This window comes from Gracilibacillus dipsosauri, from assembly GCF_003176895.1.
Lineage (GTDB): Bacteria > Bacillota > Bacilli > Bacillales > Amphibacillaceae > Gracilibacillus > Gracilibacillus dipsosauri.
Map to the genome: position 1 here is coordinate 61,988 of NZ_QGTD01000003.1, position 14,285 is coordinate 76,272.

11 protein-coding genes and 1 riboswitch are annotated in these 14,285 nt (G+C 39.5%); of the genes, 5 read left to right on the forward strand and 6 right to left on the reverse strand.

The genetic code is table 11. The annotated features are described in order from the left end of the window. Nucleotides 1–39: 39 nt before the first annotated feature. Nucleotides 40–1,224: an MFS transporter gene (locus tag DLJ74_RS01620; protein ID WP_109983065.1), complete on the reverse strand. Its 1,185-nt coding sequence runs from the start codon at nucleotides 1,222–1,224 to the stop codon at nucleotides 40–42. Nucleotides 1,225–1,427: 203 nt separating this feature from the next. Beyond that, nucleotides 1,428–1,540, forward strand: a riboswitch (SAM riboswitch). A 78-nt stretch (nucleotides 1,541–1,618) separates the two neighbouring features. Here DLJ74_RS01620 and DLJ74_RS01625 point away from each other — a divergent pair. The 5 genes from DLJ74_RS01625 to DLJ74_RS01645 all read left to right on the forward strand — a co-directional run bounded on the left by DLJ74_RS01625 (nucleotide 1,619) and on the right by DLJ74_RS01645 (nucleotide 7,913). Next, nucleotides 1,619–2,770, forward strand: coding sequence for an acetyl-CoA C-acyltransferase (locus DLJ74_RS01625; RefSeq protein ID WP_109983066.1), 1,152 nt, complete (start codon nucleotides 1,619–1,621; stop codon nucleotides 2,768–2,770). 15 nt (nucleotides 2,771–2,785) lie between these two features. Beyond that, a complete protein-coding gene (locus DLJ74_RS01630) occupies nucleotides 2,786–4,726 on the forward strand; it encodes an acetoacetate--CoA ligase (protein WP_109983067.1) in 1,941 nt (646 codons plus the stop codon). Further along, nucleotides 4,726–5,886: a thiolase family protein gene (locus DLJ74_RS01635; protein ID WP_109983068.1), complete on the forward strand. Its 1,161-nt coding sequence runs from the start codon at nucleotides 4,726–4,728 to the stop codon at nucleotides 5,884–5,886. Before DLJ74_RS01630 ends, DLJ74_RS01635 begins: the two co-directional genes overlap by 1 nt. Beyond that, nucleotides 5,883–6,302: a Zn-ribbon domain-containing OB-fold protein gene (locus DLJ74_RS01640; protein ID WP_109983069.1), complete on the forward strand. Its 420-nt coding sequence runs from the start codon at nucleotides 5,883–5,885 to the stop codon at nucleotides 6,300–6,302. The genes DLJ74_RS01635 and DLJ74_RS01640 overlap by 4 nt, the downstream gene beginning before the upstream one ends. A gap of 111 nt (nucleotides 6,303–6,413) precedes the next feature. Beyond that, nucleotides 6,414–7,913 carry a sodium:solute symporter family protein gene (locus tag DLJ74_RS01645; RefSeq protein ID WP_109983070.1) on the forward strand — a complete coding sequence of 500 codons (1,500 nt, stop codon included), beginning with the start codon at nucleotides 6,414–6,416 and terminating at the stop codon, nucleotides 7,911–7,913. Nucleotides 7,914–7,966: 53 nt separating this feature from the next. Here the strand turns inward: DLJ74_RS01645 and DLJ74_RS01650 are convergent, their stop codons facing one another. The 5 genes from DLJ74_RS01650 to DLJ74_RS01675 form a co-directional block, all read right to left on the reverse strand. Then, nucleotides 7,967–9,004, reverse strand: a complete 1,038-nt coding sequence (locus DLJ74_RS01650) for a LacI family DNA-binding transcriptional regulator (RefSeq protein ID WP_109983071.1) — start codon at nucleotides 9,002–9,004, stop codon at nucleotides 7,967–7,969. 287 nt (nucleotides 9,005–9,291) lie between these two features. After that, complete coding sequence (locus tag DLJ74_RS01655) at nucleotides 9,292–10,170, reverse strand: carbohydrate ABC transporter permease (protein WP_109983072.1); 879 nt, start codon at nucleotides 10,168–10,170, stop codon at nucleotides 9,292–9,294. Next, entirely contained in the window at nucleotides 10,160–11,029 is an 870-nt protein-coding gene (locus tag DLJ74_RS01660; protein ID WP_109983073.1) for a carbohydrate ABC transporter permease, read from the reverse strand. Before DLJ74_RS01660 ends, DLJ74_RS01655 begins: the two co-directional genes overlap by 11 nt. A 53-nt stretch (nucleotides 11,030–11,082) precedes the next feature. After that, entirely contained in the window at nucleotides 11,083–12,405 is a 1,323-nt protein-coding gene (locus DLJ74_RS01665) for an ABC transporter substrate-binding protein (protein ID WP_109983074.1), read from the reverse strand. A 276-nt stretch (nucleotides 12,406–12,681) separates the two neighbouring features. After that, complete coding sequence (locus DLJ74_RS01675; RefSeq protein WP_109983076.1) at nucleotides 12,682–13,965, reverse strand: purine/pyrimidine permease; 1,284 nt, start codon at nucleotides 13,963–13,965, stop codon at nucleotides 12,682–12,684. Nucleotides 13,966–14,285 lie beyond the last annotated feature (320 nt).

Genomic DNA, 14,285 nt, shown 5'->3' on the forward strand with positions numbered 1-14,285 from the left:
CGTATCATAACTGTCTTCATGACGCCATTGCTTTTTGCTTTAATGTGGACGACTAACAAATCTTAATCGTACTAGCAAGCCTAAATAGATGGCCATCGATGAGAAAATAGAAAATGCTGCAGTTAAATAAATATAATCATAATCAAATAAGAAAGCGATTTGTCCGAATACAATGGCGCCAATACCTACACCAAGATCAAAAAACGAGAAAAAAGTAGCATTTGCCATCCCTTTTCGATTGGTGCTTGCTTTATCAATCGCCCACGCTTGTAATGCTGGTTGAACGGTACCAAAGCCTAATCCATAAAGTGCTGCAGCTAAAAACAGGATGAAGGAATTGGGTAACCAAAATAACAATAGCATGGCGATAAGAATCAAGGAGGTTCCCGGTAGGAAAACGACGATATGTCCATAACGATCATATAATCTACCAGCGAAGGCTCTAGTAATCATTAAGAAAAGTGCATAAATAAGAAAGTAGACCTCAATGCCAGCAATGCCCTCCTGCTCTGTATATAAAGGTAGATAAGAAGCAATCCCTCCAAATGCGGTTGTAATAAAAAATAATAGAATCGATGGCTGTAGGGCTGTCTTTTCAAAAAGATCAAATCTAGCTTTTTTTATCTTCTCACGGGATTCTACTTTTTTATATGTAATCTGAGTAGAGAGAATAAAGGCAATGATTCCAAGACTTGACGCGATTAAAAACAACACCGTAAAGGAGGTGACTCCATATAGGGACAGACCAAGAGCTGGACCGATAGCCAGTGCAATGTTACCAGATAAACCGAAATAGCCCATCCCTTCTCCTCTTCGCTTCTGTGGAATGAGATCTGTTGCAATAGTGCCAGTAGCTGTTGTCGAATAGCCCCAACCGATTCCTTGAACACAACGAATAAAAAATAACAGGATAACACTAGAAATAAAAGCAAATGAACCAACAGATAGAACAAATATCCCTAAGCCTAGCATGTACACAAATTTTCTCCCTACGGATTCTAGGGAATGCCCTGCATTCGGACGAAATAACAATGCTGAAAAGGTAAACACACCAGTAATAATTCCAATCATTTGATCATTTCCACCAAGGTGCTGCACAAATAAAGGAATGGTTGGTAGTGTCATCTGAAAGCCTAAAAATATAAAAAAATTTGCCATACAAATGAGGGCAAAATCCTTCGTCCATATTTTTTCTTTTTTTACTTCCTTTTCTAGAAGTTGCATTTATCTTACTCCTTTTTTTCGATACTCGAAATATATTTCTATTGTACAACAGATAGGTGGAAGTTAAAAACGAAAGGGCTTGCAAAAAAATCCCTGATAATTCCCTTAATTAACCATTGACATACCTAGCATCAAATGCTAAAGTTAAGCATATTAAAAATCTAATATTAAAGTAATTCACTCGGAATTATATACAAAATAACGTCTTATCAAGAGAGGTGGAGGGACTGGCCCTTAGAAGCCTCGGCAACCATTAAGTGGTATTTACTTAATACAGGTGCCAATTCCATCTAAGCTATGCTTAGAAAGATAAGAGAGCGGATCATGATGACCAAAGTCTCTCTATCTTTTATAGAGGGACTTTTTTTATTTCACTTAAAAGGAGTTAAAGACAATGGGGACTATTCTTCTCGACGGAAACCGAACACCTTTTGGAAAATGGAAGGGTGGATTGGCAAACTATTCAGCAACAGAATTAGGAGCTTCTGCCTTACATGCCTTAATTCAAAAAAATACAGAAGCACACCATCCAGATGGCGTCATTCTAGCACAAGTAATCCAAGCAGGAGCGGGGCAGAATTCCGCAAGGCAGGTTGCTTATCAAGCTGGCATCGATATTTCGACTCCAGCTATTACCTTAAATAATGTCTGTTTGGGGGGGCTTGCTTCGATTGCAGATGCTTCCAGAAGAATTCTGTTAAATGAAGGAGATTATTATGTGGTAGGTGGATTTGATTCGATGACAAATGCTCCTCATACCATTCCCGTTAGACTCGGTACAGGAATTGGGAACACGGAGTTAACAGACAGCCTATTACATGACGGTTTATGGTGTGCGCTAAGTGATCAGTCGATGGGTGTATTAACAGAGAAGCACAATCAAATCTATCAAATTAACCGCCAAGAGCAAGATGAATATGCTTTTCTATCTCAACAAAGAGCAGCTAGAGCTCAAACAGACAAATTGTTTCAAGCAGAAATTGCACCGATTGAGAATGTCTTAGCGAAAGATGAAGGCATCCGTGAGAATACTAGTCTTGAAAAGTTAGCGAGCCTCTCCCCTGCTTTTACGAAGAATGGAACGATTACAGCAGGCAATGCCTCCCAAATGACAGATGGGGCAAGCTTTGGAATCATCACCTCGGAGCAAAAGGCAAAAGAACTAGGGCAACAGCCACTTGCTAAAGTCATGGATTGGACAGAAATAGCAGGGCCTGACACGAGCTTACAAACAAAGCCAGCAAAAGCAATTGAGCAATTGCTCCAAAAAAACGATCTAACAATAGATGATATTGATTTGTTCGAAATCAATGAAGCATTTGCTAGTGTCGTGATTGCAAGCTGTCGTGAACTAAACATCGATTACAGTAAAGTGAATGTCAACGGTGGTGCTATCGCTATTGGACATCCACTAGGTGGCACTGGTCTTCGTCTCGTATTAACCCTTGCCCATGAATTAAAAAGACGTGGAGGTGGGCTTGGTATTGCTTCTCTTTGTGGTGGTGGCGGCCAAGGTGGCGCTATTTTAATAGAAGTATCCAATTAGAAAGGAGATTTTTTCATGAGTACCCGTTTGTTAAATCAATCCCCTTATTTGTGGGAACCAACAGAAGAACAAATCCAAGCTTCACATATACAAGCATTTGCCAAATTTTGTGGGCAGTCTCTTTTTCCTTATGATCGTTTCCATCGCTGGTCGATTTCCCATATCGGCGATTTTTGGTCCCATGTTTGGGATTATGCAAAAGTGATTGGAAATAAAGGAGAAACCATTTACACCCCTGCTGAGTCGATGGCAGACGCCACCTTCTTCTCAGAAGCGACACTTAACTTTACCGAAAATCTATTACGTGGACCGGATGAAAGAATAGCTGTTTATGAGGCAAATGAGACTGGTGTCACACGTTCTGTCACAATGGGAGAGCTACGAACACTCGTCGCGAAAGCACAGAGAGGTTTAATCGATTTAGGTGTTCAAAAAGGAGATCGTGTCGCAGGTGTAACGACAAATAACCTTGATGGATTAGTGGCTGTACTTGCGACAGTTTCCATTGGTGCAATCTGGACGTCTTGTTCTCCAGACTTTGGTGTAAAAGGAATGGTGGACCGTATCGGACAAGTCAATCCGAAGCTTCTTATCACTGCCTTACATTATCAATATAAGCAAAAGTCTTATCAAATTTCAGAAAAGATCACAGATGTTTGTAACCAAATGAAAAGTATTGAAAAAATCGTGACCATTACAGGAAAACTTAACACAGTATCAGCAGAAACTATTTCGTGGGATCAATTGCTCGATAATCGTGCTACTAAACCTAAATACGAGTCATTTCCTTTTGATCAACCACTTTATATTCTCTATACATCTGGAACAACAGGTTTACCAAAAGCCATTGTTCATTCAACAGGCGGAACGTTATTACAGCATGTAAAGGAGCATCAATTACACAGTGATCTTCAACCTAATGATGTCCTATTTTGGTATTCCAACACTGCATGGATGATGTATCCATGGCTTATTTCTGGCTTAGCAAGTGATGCATCCATTTTATTATATGATGGCTCACCGATCACCAAAGAATCGCTCACCCATCTATGGGATATTGCCGAGGAAGTTGGATTAACTCATTTTGGCACAAGTCCTAAGTACTTAGATACCTTAATGCGTGCAGGTGTTCATCTTAAAGAAACCCATTCTTTACCCAGACTGAAAAGTATTCTTTCATGTGGTGCACCATTAGCAGCAGAGCAATATGATTGGATTTATGAAACGATCAAAGACGATCTATACCTTGCTTCAATATCTGGTGGAACAGAAATTATGGGCTGCTTCGTGATGGGAACAATCGCTCACCCGATTAAACGTGGTGAAATTACTTGTAAAGCACTCGGGATGGCAGTAGATGTTTTAGATGAGCGTGGTGCCTCTGTCTTTGCACAAAAGGGAGATTTAGTTTGTACACAGCCTTTTCCAAGCAAGCCGCTCACCTTCTATGGAGAAAATGGTGATCAACGCTATCGTGACAATTATTTTTCCAAGCGTCCTGGAATTTGGACACACGGAGATTTTGCGGAACAAACAATTGACCAAAGCTTTATTATTTATGGACGTGCAGATACGACCTTAAATCCTGGCGGTGTTCGGATAGGTACAGCAGAAATTTACAGAATTATCGAACAAATCGAACAAATTAAAGATTCCATCGTGTTTGGATTACCTTGTGAAAATGATGAGGAAATTGTCCTATGTATCGTAGCGGATGAATTAACGAAGGAATTCGCGCAAGAAATACGCCAGCAAATTCGTTCAAAGGCCTCCCCAAGACACGTACCGAAGCGAATTTTTCTAGTAGATGAAATTCCCTACACAATTAACGGAAAGAAAGTAGAAGGTGCTGCCAAAACAGAATCGATTGGACAAGAAGTAAAAAATAAAGCATCACTAAGCAACCCGCATAGTTTACGACACTTTACGAGATTAACGGAAAAGGAGTGCTTCTAATGACGAAAAGACCAAAAGGTGCAATCATCGGTGTCGGCGAATTAAAGCCTACGAGATACTCTGAAGGAAAAACAACCCTTAGTCTCCTAACAGAAGCAGCTCTATTAGCAATAAAGGATGCTGGTATTTCGAAGGAGGATATTGACGGATTACTCGTTGGACCACAGGTTGGCGAAACACCTCAGCATGTACCAGCAACAGTCTCAGAATATATTGGGCTAGAACCAACGATGTCCAATACGGTGGATCTAGGTGGGGCAACAGGTGCTGGAATGGTATGGCGTGCTGCTGCAGCAATTGAAGCAGGAATGTGTGAAACCGTCCTTTGTGTGCTAGCTAACAAAAATGAAAAAGGTGAAGCATTGCGCTCCCCTAACAGAAATCCCATTCGAGAATTTGATGTTCCTTTTGGTGCATCAGGAGCTAATACCTCCTATGCCTTACTAAAGCGCCAGCACATGGAGGTTTATGGCTCGAAACAAGAGGATTTTGCCCAAATTGCCTATTGGGCAAGAAAAAACGCACAGCTTAACCCCAACGCCATTTTTTACGGAAAGCCATTGGAGGTAGAGGATATTTTAAATTCTCCTATTATCTCGGACCCTCTCCATTTATTGGAAATCGTCATGCCTGTGGCAGGTGGTGCTGCTGTGATTGTTACCTCTGAGGAAAAAGCAAAAAAAGCAAAAAATAAACCTGTTTATCTAAAAGGTGCAGGAGAAAAAATTACACATCGAGCGGTGAGTCAGGCTCCAGCAATTGATGCTTTGCCGTTTGGTTACTGCATTCCACATGCATTAAAACAAGCAGAAATAGCGATCTCGGACATCGACCTTTTATCCTTATATGACTGCTACACAAGCGTTGTTGCGGTGACATTAGAAAGTACGGGGCTGTGTAAGCCAGGGGAATTCGGTGATTTTGTCCAAAAGCATAGCTTCGGTCATGATGGAGATTATCCTTTGAATACACACGGTGGTCAGCTCGGATTCGGACAAGCCGATTTAGCCGGAGGAATGTCTCATGTGATTGAAGCAGTTATTCAGCTTCGTGGTGAGGCAGCAAACAGGCAAATCGCTCATGCAAAAAGGGCACTCGTAACAGGAAATGGAGCAACATTAAGTGAAACAACGGCACTAGTGTTAGGAGGAGAACAATGAGTTCAGCACCAAATATATCATTACCAAAGCCTACGATTACCCCAATCAGTCAGCCTTTTTGGGATAATCTGAAGCAAAAGAAGCTAAGCCTTCAAGTGTGTCAGTCATGCGATAAGTGGATTTTTTACCCGCGTCACCATTGTCCATACTGCTTTGGGACTTCGCTTGTTTGGCGTGAAGCCTCAGGAAAAGCAAAAATCAAATCATGGAGTGTCGTACAACGAGCAGGACACCCTGCATGGCAGGAGAGAACCCCCTATGTAGTGGGAGTTGTCGCGCTAGAAGAAGGACCATCAATGCTAACTCATTTATGGGTAGACCAAAAGGATTTAGCATACCAAAAGGAAGTAGAGATTTCCTATGAAGAGATCAACCAACACGTATTACCATTTTTTAAGCCTCGCTCAATCGAATAGAAAGGAGGAAACCAATTGATTTTAACATACTTTATTTTCGTTGCTGGATTTTGGATTCTTGGATTAATTTTATGGAAGATTATTTATTCAAAGAAGGGAGAACAATAGATTATGCTTGCAAGCTCTAGTTTATTACTTTGGACTGTTATTATTTTATTAGTTGTTTATTTTGGTGTAGTTACATGGATTGGAAAAAGAGGTAGTGCTCATAGTAAATCAATGAATGGATTTGCAACAGCCAGAGGAAAGGTGAATCCTTGGCTTGTAGGGGCTAGTTTTGCCGCATCCTATTCTAGTGCAAATTTATTCATTGGTGTACCAGGCTTAGCTTATCAATATGGTACATCTGTGCTTTGGTATACACTTGGATGCTTCGGTGTTTCATGGGTGGCCCTATTGTTATTCACGAAGACCTTTTGGCGCTATGGCAAGAAATTCGGTCGAGTATCCACACTGCCTGAATGGCTCGGGAAACGATATAACTCGAGAGCACTACAAGTGCTTGTTACGATTTTAATCCTGTTTAATGTCTATTATATTGTAGGACAAAATGTCGGACTTGCTACCATCTTTGAAACAGTGATCGGCATTCCCTACTTCTGGGGAATTATTATAGGGGTAACGATTACGATTCTTTATATCGGTCTTGGTGGGGCTTATGCTCAAATGATTACAGATGGTATTCAAGGAATTTTAATGGCGATTACTTCCATTCTAATCGTTATCTCCCTGTTTTGGACTATAGGGGGAGGCCTTGGTGTATTTGGCAAATTAACGGATGGGCTGAATGCCATCGATCCGAATTTAACTGGTGCTGTTGGTGCAGATGGTCCTTACAATAGTGTGCTGGCCATCATGGCTGTTCAATTTTTACTATTTAGTTTTATTTTAATGCCACACTTATTAAACAAGGTGCTATCGATCGAGACAGAGGAGGAATTAGCTCCATTTACCCTATCTGCTGGTTTAGTGTTATGTGTTATTTCCACACTTATGGTCATTGGCGGGCTTGCAGCAAGAGTATTATTTCCCAACTTGGAAAGTGTCGATGCAGCCATCCCAGTCTATGTACTAGAATCATTCCCTAGTATTATTGCAGCAATTATGATCGTTGGGATTATATCGGCTATACTTTCTAGTACGGATAGTCTTTATTTAGGGGTGACGACTAGTATTGGGAATGACTTTTACCGTGTGCTAGCACCAATTCTTTCATCGAAAAAAATAGCTGAAAAGGAATTAGAAAGAAAATCACTAAATGTCGCGAAGGGATCCCTTATCTTTGTTGGGCTACTCTCCTTATATTTTTCCTTGGAGCGCCCAGATTCTCTATCCTTTCTAATACAGTTTAGTTTCTCAGCGATCATCTCTGGTATCATTGCACCAATCACCTTGGGCTACTTTTGGAAAAAGGCGAATAACTATGGAGCGATTGCTGCTCTCATTACTGGGGCCAGCTTATATGTTATCTTCACATCCTATGAAATCATTGGCAACATCTATCTAGCGATGTTCTTCAGTTCTGTAGCAGCCTTTGCTGTAATGGGAATCATTAGTGGATTAACGGCAAACGAAAGCCATGAGGATCTCGTCTTAAAAAAGACAATTTAATATATGCCCTAAGCGAAAAGAGTCGATTTATTCTTCGACTCTTTTTTTGCGTCTCAGACTCTATTTAATTTACTTCCACAGCTATCTCGAACGACAAGCTTTGTTGGAACGACTACTTTTAATGGGAGATTTCTTCCATTAATTTTATCCAATAAAAGCTTTACGCCTGTTCTCCCCATCTCTTCTGTATAGACTTTAATGGTAGTTAACGGCGTACTTGTAAATTGGGCCATTTCAATATCGTCAAAGCTTACAATCGCAATGTCCTCAGGCACTCGCAAATTCGCCTCTTGAATGGCTCTTAACGCACCGATTGCCATAGGATCACTTGCAATGAAAAAGGCCTCTGGTAAGTCTCCTCTATTGATCGCCTTTTTCATTAATTGATATCCATTCGAAATCGTAAATTCTCCTATAAAAACATGATTGGGATTATAGGTTCCATACTGTTCCATCATCTTTCTGAAGGTTTTCTCTCGAGGGTCTTCTACATTGGTATAACCAGTATAAGTGTGCTCTAATTGCTTTCCTCCGATAAAACCGAGTTGTTGATAGCCATTCTGAAATAAATGATGAATGATGTTACTTGTCGCTACTTCAAAATCAATGACAACAGAATCAAACGTCTCTTCATCTGGTGCATAGTCAATATAGACAATATTTTTTATTTTCTCTTTTGCGTTTTGAATAGCTTCTGGTCTGAACCTTCCTACGATAATTAAACCATCGAAATCGTCTGTTAACTGACTTGCTTGAAATGATTTAATCCGGAACAGCTCGGTAACATGGATTCCGTGCTGTAAGCATTCCTTTTCAATACCTTGTCGGATTGGAAGAAAATAAGGATCGTTCAATTCCTCCTCTAGTGATTGGCATAAAATAATTCCTATTTTTATTTGATTCGTTTTTTCTGCTGATTGCTGCTCGAATCTTCGCTCTCTCACCGTTTTATAGCCAAGCTCCTTGGCTGTTTCGAGAATACGCTTTCTTGTATCAGGTGCAACCGATAATGTTTGATCATTATTTAACACTCTAGAAACGGTTGTTGCTGATACGTTGGAGCGTAATGCAATATCTTTTATCGTAGCCATATAAACAACCTCACTAATATATGTTTTTCTCTTCCTATTAGTATAACACTAATCTTTGATAACTTACTTACCTATTAGAAGTTAACGAGAGGAATAGATGACTTTTGGATCAGTTGATAGATTTGTAACAATATAGTGAGACTTCCATCAGTATAGATTTCTCCTCCTACCACCGATGGCTCGCATCTGTCAGCCTTTGTATAACTTATCAATCTTATATGACTAATGATAGAAAATCCCCACTATCCTTTACTAGCATAGTGGGGCTAACCTAGAGCATATAGTATCTAACCTTTTATACCTGTAAGTGTTACACCTTCGATAATATGTCGTTGTGCAAAGAGGTAAACGATAATAACTGGCACTACCGATATCGTTGCTCCTGCCATCATATAGGACCAATTTGTAACATATAAACCTTTGAAATTGTTAAGCAATAATGGAACGGTGAAATTTTCCGGTGTGGACAAATAGATTAATGCGTCAATGAAATTGTTATATGTCCCCATAAAGATAAAGATACCGACTGCAGCTAATGCAGGACGTATCAGCGGCAAGATCACACTCCAATAGATGCGAAATGGATTGGCACCATCCATCACTGCTGCTTCCTCTAACTCCTTCGGTATCCCTCTGATAAACTGGCGTAATAAAAAGACCGCAAAAGCATTGAATAATGCTCCAGGCACAATGAGCGTTAAATGAGTATCTAGCCAATTAATCTTATCCATAATTAAATATAAAGGAATCATCGTTACCTGTTTTGGAATCATCATAGTTGCTAGGAACAGGATGAACAATAAGCCAGAACCGCGAAAACGGAGCTTCGCAAATGCATAGGCAGCCATAGACCCTGTAAAAAGCTGGGCGACCACGACAACTACCGTAATGTAAAAGCTGTTCCAATAAGCTCTTCCAAATGGCATGGCCGTAAAAGAATCAACATAGTTTGACCAAACGATTGGGTCTGGTATCCAAACAGGTGGTACGGCGAATATTTGAGACATGTCCTTCAATGAACTACTAATCGTCCATAAAAAAGGAAAAACCATAATTATCGCGCCAATTGTTAAGGCAATGTGTAACAGAATTCTAGATGGTGCGATTTTTTTCTTTGTCTTCGCCACTGGTATCACTTGATTGATGGATTGTGTATTAGTCTTCATAATGGACCCACCTTTTTTGAAGCTTGAATTGAACAAGAGTAAAGATAAGGATTACTACGAACAGTATCATCGCTGCTGCAGAGCTTTCGCCAAAACGAAAATCTACAAAAGCATTATCATAAATGTGAAATACCATCGTATAACTCGCCTTACCTGGACCTCCATTTGTCATAACAAAGGCTTGATCAAACACTTGGAAAGAACCGATAATTGCCATGATCGTGACAAAAAAAGTAGTCGGTGACAGCATTGGGAGAGTAATCTTAAGAAATTGCTGAAATTTAGAGGCTCCGTCGATCTCCGCAGCCTCATAATAAGATTTGGAAATCCCTTGAAGTCCTGCTAGAAAAATCACCATATTATAGCCAAGCTGCCACCAAATACTTAAAATGGCAATGGAAATCATGACAAGATTCGTATTAGTTAACCAGTCAGGGCCATTAATACCGATCATGGCTAAAACTTGATTAAGAATCCCCAGGTCTCCATTTAAAATCCACATCCAAATAACCCCAATCGAAACAGAGCTTGTCACAACTGGCATGAAATAAAACAAGCGATAGATCTCTTTTCCTTTAATTTTGTTCAGAGCAATCGCAAGTAGCATAGACAATAGAATTCCAAATGGTACAGTAAGAACGGTATATAATATCGTGTTATAGGTTGCCGTCCAAAAATCTGCATTCGTAAATTGATAGATAAAGTTATCAAGTCCTACAAATGACCTCTCCCCAAAACCATCCCATTTCATAAAACTTAAAACCAATGCAGAAACGAGTGGAATAACTGCAAAGAAAATTAAACCTATCAACTGTGGTGTTAAAAAAGCCAGCCCCCATAAGGCATTATTTTTTCGCATGTTGCTCACCTCTTTTAAATTATATGGAAGGAGGAGCAGGACACCCTACTCCATCACTGATTCTTATAATCCTCAATCATAGACTTAGCTTTTTCAGAAACCTTTGTAATCGTATCCTCTGGAGTTTGTTCACCTAAAAACATTAAATCAAAGATATCGATCACTTCTTGGTCTAGTCCTGGAATAACGGATTGATTTGCTTCCACTTTTCCAATATCGCGAGCATCGATCAAATAACTTGAATGTTCTGGAACTTCAGCATTTTCGATAATATCATCCACACTAGCAATAGATGGTACGGCATTTCCGTTTCCTTCAAGCCTTGCTCTCTGGCCTTTTTCAGAGGTATAGAAAGAGAGAAATTTCTTCGCTTCTTCTAAATTATCTGAATCCGTCGTCGTAGATAAATAGGCTGTTGCTATGACAGCAGGCTCCATTTTTTCTCCTGTATTCGTTGGCCATGGAATATAATCAAATTCGAGGTTTTTATTCTCACTAAACATCGGTGTATACCAGCGTCCTGCTGCTGCAAAGGCTGTCTGATTGGACATAAACATGGCATCAGGTCCCTGTCCTTCAGGTAAGGATCCCGCATACTTAAAGTTGCCATTTGAAACATTTTCATTTAAATAAGCAATAGCTTCTTGTGCCTTCTCATTTTCTTGTAGGATGATATTTCCTTCTTCGTCATACATTTTTCCACCATTTGTCCAAACCCAGCTAAACAAGTGGGAGGAAGTATTTTCTGCGACAAAGCCATATTTTCCAGATTCGGTCACTTGCTTATTTATCTCAGCAAATTTTTCCCAGTTCCATTCCCCTGCTTCATACAATTTCTGTGGCTCATTGGGATCTAAGCCCGCCTCTTCTAATACCGTTTTGTTGTAATACAGAAGCATTGGATTGGAATCCACTGGTGTACCGTAGATCTCTTCCTCTTTCTTAGCGGCACCCCATAAACCTTCTGCAAATTCCTCTGGTTTTACAAAGCTTTCATCCGAATTCAAAAACTCAGATAATTCTGCTACACGGCCTGTTTCAATTAGCTGGGACATGTATTCAGCACCAACATAGAACAGATCTGGTGATTGACTACCTTGAAGCTGTGTTAATAATTTTTGTTTATACGTATCACCAGGTCCTGGTATTAATTTAATAGATACATCTGGATTATCTTCTTGATACGCATCAATCGCTTTTTGATATACTTTGATTTCCGCTGGGTTCCCCCATGCCGTCATCGTTAGCTGTACCTTTCCATCACTAGAACCTCCTGAGGATGAGCCACCTGAATCAGAGCTACAAGCTGACAACAATAATACAATCAATACCATAGCTAATAATCCTTTTCCTAACCAACTTGATTTCCCTCTCATTTCCATTCCTCCTCAACACGTAAATATTTAGTGTTATTTTAGTAAATAATTATTACTAATTACGAATATCATAACAGGAAAATAAAACGCTTTCAATATTTTTTTGGTGTTTATTTGTGCAAACATACCATATTTTTTGCGCAAATTTATGCATAAAGCACATGTAAGTAAGGTTAAGGCAAGTTTGTAAAAGTGTTTATTTAGTAATTTTTTGATGCTTTTTTGTTTAAAATAAAAAAATCTACTAGCTTTTTTTCTGCTAGTAGATTTCATTCGTCATTCTCTCCATAGCTGTTCTAATAGAATGACAAGTCCAGTACCGATTAATAGACCATTACTAAAAAGGTTCTGTACATAGGATGGAAGCCCTGCAAACACCTCGGTTGGTAAAAACATTGTCCCCATTCCAAACAAATAAGCAATACCAAGGATTGTTATTTTTCTTTTATCTAGCTTTTCTAGTGTTACGTTATTTATCGCAAGACCGACTAGTTGGACAAATGATGCCATTAGTGCCGCATTCGCTATTGGTGATGGAATACTGGATATCACGGTGACGATTGGCGGAAAAAACGCAATGATAATCAATAGAATTGAAGCATAGAGAAAAGGTCTTTTATTTTTTTGCCCTGTTAAACTAATAAATCCAGCAGATGTCGCAAGTGGAACATTAGCAATGGCAGAAAAGATTCCTGCTATACCATGGTTCATTCCAGATAAGGTGGTACCTCGATTTACTTCGTCCTTGTAATGTTGCTTCTTCATGCCTAATATTTGATTGACAGCTACAATCGATGCCACCACATTCGAAATTAAAATAATGGCAGTAACAAAAGCTATCGGTATGACACTGTAATCAAAAATAGGCATACCAAAAGCAAACCATTCAGGCATTGCGAATAGCTTCATCTCCCCAATAGAGGATTCCGCTCCAATCATCAAGGCATATAAGATCCAACCTATTACAATACCAATTAGCACTGCATAGCTACTTAACCAGCCTTTGGCAAAAATCGATAAGCCAAGCACAACAAAAAAAGTAATAAATGCTAGCATTGCTGCATTTAGCTGTATCTTTTCCGAATTACCTTGCAATCCTAGCATCCCCTCAAGGAAAGTCCCACTTAATTGAACCGTTAGTAAAAAGAAAAACGTTCCTGTAACGAGAGGGGTAAATATCGGAAGAATCCATTGTGATATTTTCAAAATACCAAATAAAAATAAGAAAATTCCTGTCATAATCATAGTCGTTTCTAAAATTTGCAAAGATTCCGTTAAAGAAGTTCCTTGCTGCACCCCCGTTACTGCCATCACAGAAAAAATACTTATCCATATCCCTGCTGGTCCTTCCATAATAGGGAGCTTATGCCCCAACCATCCTTGTAAAAAAGAGGCGACTCCAACAGTGAAAAAAGTTCTTTGCATCAAGCCAGAAACCTCTACAAAATCTAATTGATAAATAGCACCAATAACGATTGGCAATGCTACCGAGCTTGCAAGTAGGAAAACAAACCATTGGATCGTTTCTAATGTAGAACTGGCAAATGATTGGTTATTCATTTCATTGCTCCTAACTTCCCTTAATTAACCAATTTATTATAACACGAGGGGAAAAATTTTTGGGTGGAGGAGATTGGAGAGATGATGGTATTAGTGTAATTGTAAGCTCTCGTGTATTTCAAGGCTAGAGAATGCGTTTTTCTAACCTCCCTTGTCTATTCACTTTGTGATAGTGCTTTGGATTCTGTCTTATGACATTAGAAAAACTTGCATTCGCTCGACCTTGGTCGGAATGCCTAATTTTGCTTATACTTGGTACTAAAATTTTAGCTTTCCTAACACATAAAAAGAACCAGCTTACGAGAAGCTGGCTCCATATC

Bases quoted from the DNA above. Each gene is read 5' to 3' on its own strand.
- DLJ74_RS01620 (WP_109983065.1), bottom strand. From the start codon at position 1,224: ATGCAACTTCTAGAAAAGGAAGTAAAAAAAGAAAAAATATGGACGAAG.
- DLJ74_RS01625 (WP_109983066.1), top strand. From the start codon at position 1,619: ATGGGGACTATTCTTCTCGACGGAAACCGAACACCTTTTGGAAAATGG.
- DLJ74_RS01630 (WP_109983067.1), top strand. From the start codon at position 2,786: ATGAGTACCCGTTTGTTAAATCAATCCCCTTATTTGTGGGAACCAACA.
- DLJ74_RS01635 (WP_109983068.1), top strand. From the start codon at position 4,726: ATGACGAAAAGACCAAAAGGTGCAATCATCGGTGTCGGCGAATTAAAG.
- DLJ74_RS01640 (WP_109983069.1), top strand. From the start codon at position 5,883: ATGAGTTCAGCACCAAATATATCATTACCAAAGCCTACGATTACCCCA.
- DLJ74_RS01645 (WP_109983070.1), top strand. From the start codon at position 6,414: ATGCTTGCAAGCTCTAGTTTATTACTTTGGACTGTTATTATTTTATTA.
- DLJ74_RS01650 (WP_109983071.1), bottom strand. From the start codon at position 9,004: ATGGCTACGATAAAAGATATTGCATTACGCTCCAACGTATCAGCAACA.
- DLJ74_RS01655 (WP_109983072.1), bottom strand. From the start codon at position 10,170: ATGAAGACTAATACACAATCCATCAATCAAGTGATACCAGTGGCGAAG.
- DLJ74_RS01660 (WP_109983073.1), bottom strand. From the start codon at position 11,029: ATGCGAAAAAATAATGCCTTATGGGGGCTGGCTTTTTTAACACCACAG.
- DLJ74_RS01665 (WP_109983074.1), bottom strand. From the start codon at position 12,405: ATGAGAGGGAAATCAAGTTGGTTAGGAAAAGGATTATTAGCTATGGTA.
- DLJ74_RS01675 (WP_109983076.1), bottom strand. From the start codon at position 13,965: ATGAATAACCAATCATTTGCCAGTTCTACATTAGAAACGATCCAATGG.